Origin of the sequence: Streptomyces sp. NPDC101151 (assembly GCF_044768335.1) — a bacterium.
Classification (GTDB): domain Bacteria; phylum Actinomycetota; class Actinomycetes; order Streptomycetales; family Streptomycetaceae; genus Streptomyces.
In genome coordinates this window covers 221,858-235,672 of sequence record NZ_JBIWPP010000008.1, presented here as the reverse complement: position 1 = coordinate 235,672, position 13,815 = coordinate 221,858, and the positions used below count along the sequence as shown (strand labels likewise).

The 13,815-nt window shown below is 71.6% G+C and carries 14 protein-coding genes; 8 read left to right on the top strand and 6 right to left on the bottom strand.

What is annotated here, in order from left to right; all coding sequences use genetic code 11:
- The first annotated feature begins 50 nt into the window (after nt 1-50).
- The 8 genes from ACIRU3_RS18160 to ACIRU3_RS18125 all read left to right on the top strand — a co-directional run bounded on the left by ACIRU3_RS18160 (nt 51) and on the right by ACIRU3_RS18125 (nt 7,575).
- Entirely contained in the window at nt 51-1,046 is a 996-nt protein-coding gene (locus tag ACIRU3_RS18160; RefSeq protein WP_404057227.1) for an amidohydrolase family protein, read from the top strand.
- A gap of 45 nt (nt 1,047-1,091) precedes the next feature.
- On the top strand, nt 1,092-2,120 hold the full coding sequence (gene argC, locus ACIRU3_RS18155; RefSeq protein ID WP_404057226.1) for an N-acetyl-gamma-glutamyl-phosphate reductase: 1,029 nt from the start codon (nt 1,092-1,094) through the stop codon (nt 2,118-2,120).
- 175 nt (nt 2,121-2,295) lie between these two features.
- The gene (argJ, locus tag ACIRU3_RS18150; protein WP_404057225.1) at nt 2,296-3,447 is read left to right on the top strand and encodes a bifunctional glutamate N-acetyltransferase/amino-acid acetyltransferase ArgJ; all 1,152 of its coding nucleotides are present in this window, start codon (nt 2,296-2,298) and stop codon (nt 3,445-3,447) included.
- The gene (gene argB / locus ACIRU3_RS18145) at nt 3,444-4,358 is read left to right on the top strand and encodes an acetylglutamate kinase (protein ID WP_404057224.1); all 915 of its coding nucleotides are present in this window, start codon (nt 3,444-3,446) and stop codon (nt 4,356-4,358) included. The genes argJ and argB overlap by 4 nt, the downstream gene beginning before the upstream one ends.
- Nucleotides 4,355-5,572, top strand: a complete 1,218-nt coding sequence (locus ACIRU3_RS18140) for an acetylornithine transaminase (protein WP_404057223.1) — start codon at nt 4,355-4,357, stop codon at nt 5,570-5,572. The genes argB and ACIRU3_RS18140 overlap by 4 nt, the downstream gene beginning before the upstream one ends.
- 7 nt (nt 5,573-5,579) lie before the next feature.
- Nucleotides 5,580-6,125 (top strand): arginine repressor, encoded by a 546-nt coding sequence (locus ACIRU3_RS18135; protein WP_093479117.1) that lies wholly within the window; start codon nt 5,580-5,582, stop codon nt 6,123-6,125.
- 96 nt (nt 6,126-6,221) lie between these two features.
- The gene (locus ACIRU3_RS18130) at nt 6,222-6,809 is read left to right on the top strand and encodes an RNA polymerase sigma factor (RefSeq protein WP_404057222.1); all 588 of its coding nucleotides are present in this window, start codon (nt 6,222-6,224) and stop codon (nt 6,807-6,809) included.
- Nucleotides 6,799-7,575, top strand: a complete 777-nt coding sequence (locus tag ACIRU3_RS18125; protein WP_404057221.1) for a hypothetical protein — start codon at nt 6,799-6,801, stop codon at nt 7,573-7,575. The genes ACIRU3_RS18130 and ACIRU3_RS18125 overlap by 11 nt, the downstream gene beginning before the upstream one ends.
- A gap of 44 nt (nt 7,576-7,619) precedes the next feature.
- Here ACIRU3_RS18125 and ACIRU3_RS18120 read toward each other — a convergent pair whose 3' ends face one another.
- From ACIRU3_RS18120 to ACIRU3_RS18095, 6 genes are all read right to left on the bottom strand, one after another.
- Complete coding sequence (locus tag ACIRU3_RS18120) at nt 7,620-8,519, bottom strand: serine/threonine-protein kinase (protein ID WP_404057220.1); 900 nt, start codon at nt 8,517-8,519, stop codon at nt 7,620-7,622.
- The gene (locus ACIRU3_RS18115) at nt 8,516-10,351 is read right to left on the bottom strand and encodes an ABC transporter ATP-binding protein (protein ID WP_404057219.1); all 1,836 of its coding nucleotides are present in this window, start codon (nt 10,349-10,351) and stop codon (nt 8,516-8,518) included. The genes ACIRU3_RS18120 and ACIRU3_RS18115 overlap by 4 nt, the downstream gene beginning before the upstream one ends.
- 78 nt (nt 10,352-10,429) lie before the next feature.
- On the bottom strand, nt 10,430-10,624 hold the full coding sequence (locus ACIRU3_RS18110; protein WP_404057218.1) for a hypothetical protein: 195 nt from the start codon (nt 10,622-10,624) through the stop codon (nt 10,430-10,432).
- Between the two features lie 143 nt (nt 10,625-10,767).
- The gene (locus ACIRU3_RS18105; RefSeq protein ID WP_404057217.1) at nt 10,768-11,571 is read right to left on the bottom strand and encodes an FAD:protein FMN transferase; all 804 of its coding nucleotides are present in this window, start codon (nt 11,569-11,571) and stop codon (nt 10,768-10,770) included.
- Complete coding sequence (locus ACIRU3_RS18100; protein ID WP_404057216.1) at nt 11,564-12,367, bottom strand: FMN-binding protein; 804 nt, start codon at nt 12,365-12,367, stop codon at nt 11,564-11,566. Before ACIRU3_RS18100 ends, ACIRU3_RS18105 begins: the two co-directional genes overlap by 8 nt.
- 17 nt (nt 12,368-12,384) lie before the next feature.
- Nucleotides 12,385-13,767: a ferric reductase-like transmembrane domain-containing protein gene (locus tag ACIRU3_RS18095; RefSeq protein ID WP_404057215.1), complete on the bottom strand. Its 1,383-nt coding sequence runs from the start codon at nt 13,765-13,767 to the stop codon at nt 12,385-12,387.
- Nucleotides 13,768-13,815 lie beyond the last annotated feature (48 nt).

Sequence of the window (13,815 nt, the reverse complement as noted above, 5' to 3'; positions counted from 1 at the left end):
GGTGCGGGCGCGGCTGGCAGCCGCCGTACGCGGGCCGCACACTGAAAGGGATGCGTGTGGATGTGCACGCCCACTTGTGGAGCGAGGGCTATCTCCGCCTCCTGGAGTCCTACGGGCGCGAGGACACCGCCACCCAGCGCGGCATGGGAGCGGGCGACAGCCCCGAGGACCTAGACGCCCGTTTCACCATGAACGACATCGCGGGCATCGAGCACCAGATCCTTTCGGTCTCGCCCCAGACGCCCTGTTTCCCCGAACGGGAGCGGGCGGTGCACGCGGCGCGCCTGGCGAACGATCTGTACGCCCAGGTGGTGGCACAGTGGCCCACGCGCTTCTCCGCCTTCGCCGCGCTGCCCCTGCCCCACATGGACGCCGCACTCGAAGAGCTGACCCGGGCCCTGGACGAGCTGGGGCTGGCCGGCGTCGGCCTGACCACCTCGGTCCTGGGGCGCAGCCTGGGCGACCCCGCCTTCATCCCGCTCTTCGAGGAACTGGACCGCAGGCAGGCCGTGCTGAGCCTGCATCCCGCCGGACGGGACGCGGGATCACCGCTGATCGCGGCCAACCGCATGCGCTGGATGGTGGGCGCGCCCATGGAGGACACCGTGTGCGCCATGCATCTGATGCTGGAGGGGATCCCCCGGCGCTTCCCGCGCATACGGATCGTGCACGCACATCTCGGGGGCGCGCTGCCCATGCTGTTGCCCCGCGCCGACGAGCACGTCCCGTGGGAGGCTCCCGGCCTCGCCGAGATGCCCACGGTCGCGGCCCGCCGTATGTACTACGACACGGTGGCGCACGGTCACCGGCCGGCCGTGCGGGCGGCCGCCGACTCCTACGGCGCGGACCGGCTCGTGTTCGGCACGGACTTCCCCTATCAGTCCGGACCGCAACTGGTCGGGGCCGTCGCCTGTGTGACGGACGCCCTCGCGCCGCGGGAGGCCGAGGCCGTGCTCACGGCGGGTGCGATGCTCCTGCCTGCCGGCAAGGTCCGCAGCCCGCTGCCGCCGGGGCATGCGGTCTCCGCACCTCGACGCATTGCATAAAAGTGCAGAGTTGCGTATAGTCATGCCATCCAGAGGAGGACGGACATGGCGGTACGTGCGGCGGTGGCCGGAGCGAGTGGTTACGCGGGCGGAGAGGTCCTGCGCCTGCTCCTCGCGCACCCCGAGGTCGAGATCGGTGCCCTGACCGGCAACTCCAACGCCGGCCGGCGGCTCGGCGCGGTTCAGCCGCATCTGCTGCCGCTGGCCGACCGGGTGCTGGCCGAGACCACGGCCGATGCACTGGCCGGGCACGACGTCGTCTTCCTCGCGCTGCCGCACGGGCAGTCCGCCGCCGTCGCCGAGCAGCTCGGCCGGGACGTCCTCGTGGTCGACATGGGCGCCGACTTCCGGCTGAAGAACCCGGCCGACTGGGAGCGGTTCTACGGCTCGTCCCACGCCGGCACCTGGCCGTACGGCCTTCCCGAACTTCCGGGCGCCCGCGCCGCGCTGGAGGGGTCCAAGCGCATCGCGGTGCCCGGTTGCTACCCGACCGCCGTCTCCCTCGCCCTGTTCCCGGCCTACGCGGCCGGACTCGCCGAGCCCGAGGCGGTGATCGTCGCCGCGTCCGGCACCTCCGGCGCGGGCAAGGCGCCCAAGCCGAACCTGCTCGGCAGCGAGGTCATGGGCTCCATGTCGCCGTACGGCGTCGGCGGCGGCCACCGGCACACCCCCGAGATGATCCAGAACCTCAGCGCCGTGGCCGGGGAGCGGATCGCCGTCTCCTTCACACCGACCCTCGCACCGATGCCCCGCGGCATCCTCGCCACCTGCAGCGCCTCCGCCCGGGAAGGGGTCACCGGCGAGTCCCTGCGCGCGGCCTACGAGAAGGCCTACGGCGACGAGCCGTTCGTCCGTCTGCTCCCCGAGGGCCAGTGGCCCGCGACGGCGTCCGTCTACGGTTCCAACGCCGTTCAGGTGCAGGTCGCATACGACGCAGCAGTGGGCCGCATCATCGCGATCAGCGTCATCGACAACCTGACCAAGGGCACCGCGGGCGGTGCCGTCCAGAGCATGAACATCGCCCTGGGGCTCGACGAGACCACCGGGCTTTCCACGATCGGAGTCGCACCGTGAGCTGGGGGTACCACCCGGCGGTAGCCGGCGGAGCACGTGCAGCCACCGGGCCGCAGGCGACGACCATGGCCGCACCGCTGCGCTGCACGGGCGACAGCGACATCAGCCTCCCCCACTCTCGGCTTCGCTCGAGCGGGGGGACCCCCATCCGCGGCGGAGCGAACAAGGAGATGCAGTGAGTGTCACGGCAGCCAAGGGATTCACGGCGGCGGGCATCGCCGCCGGGATCAAGGAGAGCGGCAACCCCGACCTGGCCCTCGTGGTCAACAACGGTCCGCGCCGTGCCGCCGCGGGCGTCTTCACCTCCAACCGTGTGAAGGCCGCGCCCGTGCTCTGGTCCGAGCAGGTCCTCAGGAGCGGCGGGGTCTCGGCCGTGGTCCTCAACTCCGGCGGTGCCAACGCCTGCACGGGCCCCAAGGGCTTCCAGGACACGCACGCCACCGCCGAGAAGGCGGCCGAGGCGCTCGGCCGGGGCGCCATCGAGATCGCTGTCTGTTCCACCGGACTCATCGGCGTGCTGCTGCCCATGGACAAGCTGCTCCCGGGCATCGAGACGGCCGCCGCCCAGCTCTCCGAGCACGGCGGCGAGAAGGCCGCGATCGCCATCAAGACCACCGACACCGTCCACAAGACGTCCGTGGCGGCCAGGGACGGCTGGACCGTCGGCGGCATGGCCAAGGGCGCGGGCATGCTCGCACCGGGCCTGGCCACCATGCTGGTCGTCCTCACCACCGACGCCGACCTCGACGACGAGGTGCTGGACAAGGCCCTGCGCGCCGCCACCGAGGTCACCTTCGACCGCGTCGACTCCGACGGCTGCATGTCCACCAACGACACGGTGCTGCTGCTCGCCTCCGGCTCCTCCGGCATCACCCCGGACCGCGGCGAGTTCGCCGAGGCCGTACGGCAGGTCTGCGACGACCTCGGGCAGCAGCTGATCCGCGACGCCGAGGGCGCCAGCAAGGACATCAAGGTCGAGGTGATCAACGCCGCGACCGAGGACGACGCCGTCGAGGTGGGCCGTTCCATCGCCCGCAACAACCTCCTCAAGTGCGCGATCCACGGCGAGGACCCCAACTGGGGCCGTGTCCTGTCGGCCATCGGCACCACGAGGGCCGCCTTCGAGCCCGACCAGCTCAACGTCGCCATCAACGGCGTCTGGGTGTGCAAGAACGGCGGTGTCGGCGAGGACCGCGAGCTGGTCGACATGCGCTACCGCGAGGTGCACATCGTCGCCGACCTCGCGGCCGGCTCCGAGACCGCCACCATCTGGACCAACGACCTCACCGCCGACTACGTCCACGAGAACAGCGCCTACTCCTCATGAACACCGGAACCACGCGCAAGCACACAGCCCTGCCGAAGGCCCAGATCCTCATCGAGGCGCTGCCCTGGCTGACCCGGCACCACGGCAAGACCGTCGTCATCAAGTTCGGCGGCAACGCCATGGTGAACGAGGAGCTGAAGGCCGCCTTCGCCCAGGACGTCGTCTTCCTGCGGCACGCCGGCCTCAAGCCGGTCGTGGTGCACGGCGGCGGCCCGCAGATCAGCGCCGCGCTCGACCGGCACGGCATCGTCAGCGAGTTCAAGGCGGGCCTCAGGGTCACCACCGAGGACGCCATGGACGTCGTACGCATGGTGCTGGCCGGGCAGGTGCAGCGCGAACTGGTCGGTCTGCTCAACCAGCACGGCCCGCTCGCCGTGGGCCTGACGGGCGAGGACGCCCACACCATCACCGCCATCAAGCACCAGCCCGAGATCGACGGCGAACTGGTCGACATCGGGCGGGTCGGCGAGATCACCGCGATCGACACCGGCGCGATCGGGGCCCTGCTGGCCGACGGCCGCATCCCGGTCGTGTCGTCGATCGCCCGATCCCAGGACGACGGGCATGTCTACAACGTCAATGCTGATACGGCGGCTGCGGCACTCGCTGCGGCACTGGGCGCCGAAACCCTCATGGTCCTCACGGACGTCGAGGGCCTCTACGAGGACTGGCCGCACAGCGACGAGGTGATCAGCCGCCTCACCGCCGCCCAACTGGAGAAACTCCTGCCGGAACTGTCCTCCGGCATGGTGCCGAAGATGGAGGGCTGCCTGCACGCCGTGCGCAACGGCGTCACCACCGCCCGGGTCATCGACGGCCGGGTCCAGCACTCGATCCTGCTGGAGATCTTCACCGACGAGGGCATCGGCACGATGGTCGTGCCCGACGAAGCCGAGGGGGAGCAGTCATGACGGGTGACGCGACCAACGCAGAACTGACCGCGCGGTGGCAGGGCGCGATCATGAACAACTACGGCACCCCGCGACTGCCCCTCGTACGCGGCGAGGGCACCCGGCTCTGGGATGCCGACGGCAACCAGTACCTGGACTTCGTCGGGGGCATCGCCGTCAACGCGCTCGGCCACGCCCACCCGGCCGTCGTCGAGGCCGTGAGCGGGCAGATCGCCTCCCTCGGGCACGTCTCGAACCTGTTCATCGCCGAGCCCGCGGTGGCGCTCGCCGAGCGGCTGCTCCACCGCTTCGGCCGGGACGGCAGGGTCTACCTCTGCAACTCCGGCGCCGAGGCCAACGAGGGCGCCCTCAAGATCGGCCGGCTGACCGGGCGCCGCCACATGGTGGCGACCACGGGCGGCTTCCACGGCCGGACCATGGGCGCCCTCGCGCTCACCGGCCAGCCCGCCAAGCAGGCACCCTTCCTGCCCCTGCCCGGCGACGTCACCCATGTCCCCTACGGCGACGCCCAGGCGCTGGCCGCCGCGGTCACCGAGGAGACGGCCCTCGTCATCATCGAGCCGATCCAGGGCGAGAACGGGGTCGTGGTGCCCCCGGCCGGCTATCTCAAGGCCGCCCGCGCGATCACCGCCGCCACCGGGGCGCTGCTCGTCCTGGACGAGGTGCAGACGGGTGTCGGCCGTACCGGGAACTGGTTCGAGTACCAGGCCCACGAGGGTGTCCTGCCCGACGTCGTCACACTCGCCAAGGGGCTCGGCGGCGGGCTGCCGCTCGGCGCCACCGTGGCCTTCGGACGAGCCGCCGAGCTGCTCCGGCCCGGCCAGCACGGTTCGACCTTCGGCGGCAACCCGGTCGCCTGCGCCGCCGGGCTCGCCGTTCTCGACACGATCGCGGACGAGGGCCTGCTGGAGAACGTGAAGCGGCAGAGCGGCGCGCTGCGCGACGGAATCGAGGCGCTCGGCCACCCGTTGATCGATTATGTCCGGGGTGCGGGCCTCCTGCTGGGTATCGTGCTCACCGGGCCGCTCGCACCGCAGGTGCAGCAGGCGGCCCAGGAGGCCGGGTTCCTGGTGAACGCGCCCGCTCCCGACGTCGTACGGCTCATGCCGCCGCTGAACCTCCGCGACGACGAGACAGGCGCCTTCCTCCGGGCGCTGCCCGGCATCCTCGAGGCAGCGAACCCAGTGAATGGGGACGGACGATCCGAAGAATGAGACGACGATGAGCCAGGCGCAGGACCACGAGCAGGCGGCGGGCGCCGGGCCCGCCGTGCCGCAGACCCGCACCGCTCGGCACCGCCGGATCGTGGACATCCTCAACCGGCAGCCGGTGCGGTCGCAGAGCCAGCTGGCGAAGCTGCTCGCCGACGACGGGCTGAGCGTCACCCAGGCGACGCTGTCGCGGGACCTCGACGAGCTGAACGCGGTCAAGATCCGCAACAACGACGGCGACCTCATCTATGCGGTGCCCAGCGAGGGCGGCTTCCGCACGCCTCGCGCCCCGCTGGGGGAATCGGCGAAGGAGGAGCGGATGCGGCGCCTGTCCCAGGAGCTGCTGATCTCCGCGGAGGCCTCCGCCAATCTCGTGGTCCTGCGCACTCCTCCGGGCGCTGCCCAGTTCCTCGCCTCGGCGATCGACCAGGCCGAACTGCACGACATCCTGGGCACGATCGCGGGTGACGACACCCTGCTGCTGATCAGCCGGGAACCCACCGGGGGACAGGCCCTGGCGGATCATCTGCTGCGGCTGGCCCAGAACGGTCACTGACGGGCGGAGCCAGGGGGACGGGCGGAGAATGGGAATGTGATCTTCCGCCGCGGTGGCCGGGCAATCTCCTGGCGGGGGCGGACCGTATATGGAGATATGCAGGGGATTCGGTTCCCGGTGGGCCGACTCCCGGACGAGGCTCTGCTGTCCGGGCTGGCCACCGGCGACCCGGAGCTCGCCACCACGTTCGTACGGAGGTTCCAGCACATGGTCTTCGGTGTCGCCATCGCCGTCACCGGGGACCCGCAGCTCGCCGAGGACATCGCCCAGCAGACCTTCGAGCGCGCGTGGCGTCATGCCCAGATCTACGACCCGCGCCGCGGCTCGGTGGCGACCTGGCTGACGACCATCGCCCACAACCTCGCCGTCGACGCCCTCCGGGCCCGCCGGAGCGAGCCGGTGGCGCCGCAGGACCTCGACGCGCTCCTCGATGTGGTCAGTGAGACGCCCGAAGAGTGGGCGCTGGCCGACGAGGCCTCGTCCCGGCTGCGGGCCGCCGTGGCGGAACTGCCGCGGGAACAGGGTCGTGCCCTGGTGATGGCGGGCATCTACGGAATGACGGCTCAGCAGATCGCCGACTGGGAGAAGATCCCGCTGGGCACCGCCAAGACGCGGATCAGAACCGCGATGGCGAAGCTGCGGAACACGCTCACGTCTCCGAAGCGAGGCGACCATGGCCAGTGACGTGACCTGCGAGAAGCTGCGGGAGAACGCTGCCGAGCTGGCGCTCGGCGTGCTCTTCGGGCGGGAGCGGGCCGAGGCGGTCGAGCATCTGGAGCGGTGCGCGGACTGCCGGGAGTACGTCGAGAATCTGACCCTCGCCGGTGACCGGCTGATCGGCCTGCTGCCGTTCGCCGAGCCGCCGGCCGGGTTCGAGACCCGGGCGGCGCGCAGGCTGGCCCAGGACGCCGCGGCGCACGAGGGGCGTTCGAACGCGCGCGCGTCCGCCCCCGCGCACCACGGCTTGGGTGGCCGGGCCCGCCGGGCCCGGCTGCGGCTGGCGTCCGTCGCGGCCGCCGCCGCGGTCGCCTGCGGCCTCGCCGGCTGGGGGATCGGCACCGCCGTCGAGCAGATCACCGCCTCGGCTCCGCCCGCTGTCGAGAGCGAGCCCGTGCTGGTCGGAGACCTGACTTCGCCCCAGGGGGCCGGGCCGGAGGTCGGCGAGGTCTACGCCCACCCCGGAACCCCCGGCTGGTTCTTCATGACCGTCGATCTCGTCGGTCCCGACGCCACGTACACCGGCAAGGTCACCTGTCTCCTGGAGCATGCGGACGGTACGTCCGTCCGCGTCGGCGACTTCGCCCTGCGCGACGGACACGGCAACTGGGGAGCGGAGGCCACCGTCGACCCCGCGGCCCTCTCCGGCGCCCGTGTGACCACCCCGGACGGCACCGTCCTCGCCACGGCCGAGCTGCAGATCGGCCACGTCCAGACCCCGGCGGAGACCTGAAGCCGGCACCTGCCGGGGCCGTGGTCCGGCGTCGCCCGGCGGCTTCAGGAGTGGTCCGGCGTCGCCCGGAGGGCGGCTGCCAGCTCGGCGACCGTGGGCCGGGACGCCGGATCGGCCCGGAGGCAGCCGTCGACGGCGGCGGCGAGGGCAGCGGGCAGACGACGGCGGGACAGGACCGGCGGGGCGGCCCTCTCCAGCTGCGGATACCGTTCCTCCCCGCATCCGCCGCACTCGTCCCCGGTACAGGTCTCGTCCATGGTCCCGCCGTGGTCGAAGGTCGCGCCGCGGCCGAACGGCACGTCACCGCTGGCGACTTCGAACAAGGTGATGCCGATGCCCCACACATCGGCCGCGGCCGTGAGCCGCCCGCCGCGGGCCTGCTCCGGAGCGAGATAGCCGAGCGTTCCCAGCCCGGACGGGGCCGGCCCGGGCGGCCGCGCGACGCTCAGGTCCAGCACCTTCGCATGAGCGCAGTCCACCACCACGTTGGACGGCTTGACGTCCAGGTGCAGCAGGCCCCGACCGTGGAGGTAGTGGACCGCGGAACACAGCTGCACCCCGAGGAGCGCCACATCGGCAGCGGCCGGCCGGCGCCGCAACCGGTGCACGAGGTGGGACAGCGTCTCACCGGTCAGCGTCTCCAGGACGACGAGCGGCTCGGGCGACTCGAAGGTCTCGTAGGCGCGGACCAGATGGGGATGGGTGAAGTCCCGCAGCCACCTCCCCTCCCGCAACAGCCGCTCGCCCAGCCGCTCCTCGCCCCGGCGGTCGGGACGCATCACCTTGAGCACGCAGCGGCACGAGCGCTCCTCGCTCCAGGCGTCGTACACGTCGAGCCAGCCGGTGCGCGTCAGGTGCGCCAGCACCTCGTAGCCCGGGACCGGGTGCGTGCCCGGTGCCAGGGGCGGGACCGGGCACGCACCCGGTCCCGTGGGGCCGTTCACGACAGCACCTTCCCCGGGGGCGCGGATCCGGTCAGGGCGTTCAGCCGGTACAGGCGGGCGTAGGCCCCGTCGTGCCCGAGCAGCTCGTCGTGGGCGCCGTGCTCGACGACCCTGCCGCGGTCGAGCACCACGATGCGGGTGGCGTCGCGGACGGTCAGCAGATTGTGGGAGATGACGATGGTGGCCCGCCCGGCCATGAGCCGGCGCAGCGGGTCCATGATCCGCCGGCCCGACCGGACGTCGAGCCCGGTGGTCGGCTCGTCCAGGAGGAGCACGGGCGCGTCCCTGATCATCGCGCGGGCGATCGCCAGGCGTTGGCACTGGCCGCCGGAGAGCGTACGGCCGCGCTGGCCGACCATCGTGTCGTAGCCGTCCGGGAGCAGCTCGATGAACTCGTGCGCGTCCGCGGCGCGTGCCGCCGCGACGATCTGCGCCTCCGTCGCGTCCGGCCGGCCGTAGGCGATGTTGTCCCGTACGCTGCCGTGGAAGGCGAGCGTCTCCTGCAGGACCACCGCGACGTTCTCGCGGACGTCGGACAGACGCAGCTCCCGCAGGTCGATTCCATCCAGGCGGACCGCTCCCCGGTCGGGGTCGTAGAAGCGCAACTGGAGTTTCGCGACCGTCGACTTGCCGGCCCCGCTGGCCCCGACCAGGGCCAGTGTCTCGCCCGGTGCGACATGGAACGAGACGCCGGCGAGCGCCCAGGACGAGATTCCGGGATAGCGGAACCAGACGCCGTCGAACTCCACATGGCCCCGTACGCGGGCGATGGGCCGGGCGCCCGGGGCCTCGGCGACCTGCGGTCGCTGGTCCAGCAGCTCGATGATCCGCTCGGCCGAGGCGGACGCCGCGTAGAAGGTGGTGCCGAGCCCGGTCAGGGAGCGCACCGGGCTGTAGAGCTTGCCGATCAGCGCCAGGAAGACCAGCAGCCCGCCCAGCGTGAGCTGCCCCTGGGCCAGCTTCCAGGTGCCCAGACCCATGACCGCGAGGCCGCCGGCCACCTCGATGATCTCGACGACGGGCCCGTAGACGCCACTGATCCGCGCCGAGGCCATCGCCGCCCGGAACCTGCCGAGGTTCTCCCGCTCGAACCGGCGCTCCTCCCACCGCTGCCGGTTGTACGCCTGCACCAGTGCCACGTTGCCCAGCGACTCCTCGGCGATCGCGCTGATCGAGCCGCTACGGCGCCTGCGCTCCCGCGACGCCTCCTTGACCAGCCGTGAGAAGTGCCGGGCCGCGCCCCAGAACAGCGGCACGATGACGAGGGCGAGGAGGGTGAGATCCCACTGCAGATAGAACAGCAGGCCGAGGTAGACGCCCAGGCTGATCACGTAGTAGAGGGCGTCCGCCACCCCGGAGAGCAGGAACGTCTCGACCGCGTCGACATCGCCCGTGACCCGCGCCAGCACGTCCCCGAGCCGCCGGCGTTCGAAGAAACCGAGCGACAGCCCTTGGACGTGCCGGAAGACGTCGGAGCGAAGAGTGAGCAGGAAGCGTTCGCCGACCCAGGTGGACGTCACATCGTCGGCGAACCCCAGCACGCCGGAACCGATGATCAACCCCAGATAGGTCGGCGCGATCCACAGCAGTGGTCCGAGATCACGGGGGACGAGGACATCGTCCACCACGATCTTGAAGAGCCAGATCTCCCCGGCGTCGAGTGCGGGGCCCAGCAGGCTGAAGAGGACGACGGGGACGAACCAGCGGCGGCCGCCGCGGGTATAGGGCCAGAAGCGGCGGAACACCTCGCGCGGAGCGACCGGGGGCGCGGCCGCGATCACGGCATCGGAGGTTCCGCCCACCGACAGCAGACGCCCCAGTACATGCGCCATGGCATGTGTTCCTTGTGGACCGGCGGCGAAGCGGACCGGTTCCTCCGGTCTCCGGTCCGCTCGGCCTTCGTGGTGCGGTCAGTAACCGTTGTGGCCGTTGCCGTGACCGTTGCCGTGACCGTTTCCGTGGTGGTTGCCGTGGCCGTGACGGTTGCCGTGGCCGTGGTCGTGCCGGTGGTTGTGCCGGTGCCCGTGCCCTGAGCCGTCGTCGCGTGAGGTGTCCCGCCCGTGGTCCCGGTGGTTGGCCGGCATCAGGCTGCTGAAGATAGCCATGCGTTCCTCCTGAAACTTGCTGCACACGGGGTACGTCTCAGGGCGGCAAATGGATGGCTTTCTGGAGCAAAGGGGATGAATCGCTCGGTCTTCGGACCGTGCTCTCAGCCCTTGGGCCGTGCTTCAGCCCCTGAGCCGTGCTCTCAGCCCAGCCGGGCCGCAAGCCCCCCGGTGCACCGCACCTCGTCCCCCGCCGTGATCAGCAGCGCCTCGACGTCCGGCAGTGACTCCAGCCACGCCAGCCCGGCCCGCGAACCCATCGCGAACGCCGCCGTGGCCCAGCAGTCCACCCACGTCAGACGGGGGCCCACGACCGTCACCGACACCAGGTCCGTGACCGGCGACCTGCCTGTACGCGGATCCACGATGTGCGCGCCCCGCTCGGCCGTTCCGGAGGTCGCCACCGACAGCTCGTCCACCCCGGCGGCCGAGATCACCGCCGCCAGGCCGCCCGGCCGCAACGGGTCGGACACGCCCACCCGCCAGGGCCGGTGCGGCTCGGGGGTGCCCAGCAGCTGGACGTCACCGCCCCCGTTCACACTGACCCCGCGCACCCCGTCCACCGCCGCGATCGACCGCGCCGCACGCTCGGTGGACCAGCCCTTCACGATCCCGGTCGGGTCCAGCGAACCCCGGTACCGGGTGCTGAACCACCCCTCGCTCACCCGCTCGGCCTCGGCCGCCAGTTCCAGCACCTCGGCCATCTCGGGAGCGCACCGCGCCAGGTTCAGCTCACCGCGGGCCAGGCGCGACACCTCGCTGTCCTCGCGGTAGGTGGAGAAGAGCGCGTCGGCCCGGTGCAGGCCCGCGACCGCCTCCTCCAGTGCCTGCCTTACCGCACGGGGTTCCCCGCCACGGACGTCGAAGGAGAAGACCGTCCCCATGACCTCCTCCGCATGACGCACCGCGGCGGGAGCTTCAGCCGGCTCGGCCACCGCGTCAGCCACCGGCCTGGTCCAGCGCCGACTGCAGCGACTGCTTGTACCCGGTGCTGGTGTAGGTCGCCCCGGAGACCGCGTCGATGTCCGCGCTCCCGGCCGTCACGGCCGCCTGGTTGAGCTTGGGCACGGCGAGCGCGGTCTTCTGGTCGCTGACCCCGCCCTTGGGCGCCTGCACCGCCTCCGCCTTGGTGATCTTGCCGTCGGCGACCGTGATCCGCACCTGCACCGGGCCGTACTGCGTCTGGGAGACCTTGCCGGTGACCGTACGGGCCTGTGCCGCTGACGAGCCGGAGGACGAGCCCGACGCCCCCGACGAACCGGAGGTGCCGGACGTGCCGGACGAGGTCGCCTTCATCTTGTCCAGCGCCGACTGCAGCGACTTCCGGTATCCCGTGCTCGTGTACGTCGCTCCGGACACCGCGTCGATCTGTGCACTCTGCGCCGTCACGGCCGCCTGGTTGAGCTTGGGCACGGCGAGCGCGGTCTTCTGGTCGCTGACCCCGCCCTTGGGCGCCTGCACCGCCTCCGCCTTGGTGATCTTGCCGCCTGCGACGGTCAGCCGTACCTGCACGGTTCCGTACTGGGTCTGCGTCGCGTCACCGGTCACCGTGCCGGCCCCGGCTCCGCCCTGCTGACCGCCCTGGGGCGACTCCTGGCCCGCCGCCGTCTGCTGCGGGGCCGCGCCGGCCGCCGACGCGGCGGCCGGGCCCGAGGCGGGCTTCAGCGACAGCAGCAGCACGACACCGGACACGGTGGCCGCGGTGGCCAGCACGACGCGCCGAATGGGGTGGCTCTTCCTCATCGCTTCGCAGCTCCCGCTCACATCTCGAACGACTCGTGGTGGATACGGCGCGCGGGGACCCCCGCGCCGCGCAGTGCCTCGAACACCGACTGCGCGAACCCGGGCGGGCCGCACATGAAGACATCGTGGTGATCGATGTCAGGGATCTTCCGCTGGAGGTTCTCCGCCGAGATGTCCGGCCGCTCGCCGTCGGGGCTGTTGACCGCGTACATCAGCCGGGCGCCCCGCTCCTTGGCGATCGCGGCCAGCTCGTCCCACAGCGCCAGGTCCTGGGTGGTGTTGGCCCGGTAGAGCAGGGTGATGTCACCGGACGCCCCGGGCAGCGTCTCGAACAGCGCCCGCATCGGCGTGATGCCGACCCCGCCCGCGACCAGCAGCACCTTGCCCTTGCTGCGCCGCTGGGCGGTGAGCGCGCCGTACGGGCCCTCCGCCCACACCCGGGTGCCGGGCGTCAGCTCGCGCAGCCGGGTGCTGTGGTCGCCGATCGCCTTCACCGTGATCCGCAGCATGTCGGGGCGGGGCGCCGCCGACAGCGAGTACGGGTGCGAGCTGTACCGCATCCCGGGCGCCAGGAACCGCCAGCGGAAGAACTGGCCCGCCTCCGCGCCCATCCGGTGCAGCTTCCGCCCGCCGATCAGCACCGACACGATGCCCGGTGTCTCCTCGATCACCGCTTCCACCCGCATGCGGTGACGGAGGTTCAGCCGGACCGGGGTGAGGATCCGGTACCAGAGCACGAGCGCGGTGACCGTGCCGTACAGCAGGTACCAGAAGGTCTTGGCGGACGGCTCGACGGCGAAGTCGTTGCCGGTGGTGATCTGGTGCCAGAACGTCAGGAACACCGCGGCGTAGGTGAGCAGGTGGACGTGGTACCAGGTGTCGTACGGCAGCCGGCGGCGGATCCCGCCGATCGACGTCAGGCCGATGAGCACGAACAGGCCCGTGCCGATGGCGGCCTTGCCCATGTCCGGCAGCTGATTGATGGAGTCGATGGTCTGCTGGACGATGTCGCCGAGGGACTTGCCCGCCTGGAGCGCGTACCCCCACATGGTGAGGAAGACGTGCGCGACGATCAGGCAGAGCGTGTAACGGCCGCTCATCGCGTGCCAGCGTGCCACCCGGTCGGAGCCGACGCGCCGTTCCAGCGCAGGTACGCGCGCCATCTGGAGCACGACCAGTGCCATGAGGTAGCCGGCCAGCAGGCCGGTGATCCGGCCCGCGTTCAGGATCCTGCTGTTGTCGTCGGCGATGGAAGGCGTGTTGTGCCACCAGAGCCACAGCACGGCCACCGCGCCCGCCCAGACCGCGAGCAGCAGCGGGACGGCCGGGGAGCGGCGCGGGCGGATGCGGCGCATCGTCTGGCGGCGGGCGGCACGTCCGCCTGCGAGCGTGGTGGTCACGGTTCCTCCGTGGGGACTTGACCCTTGGCCCACAGATACGTGCCGCGC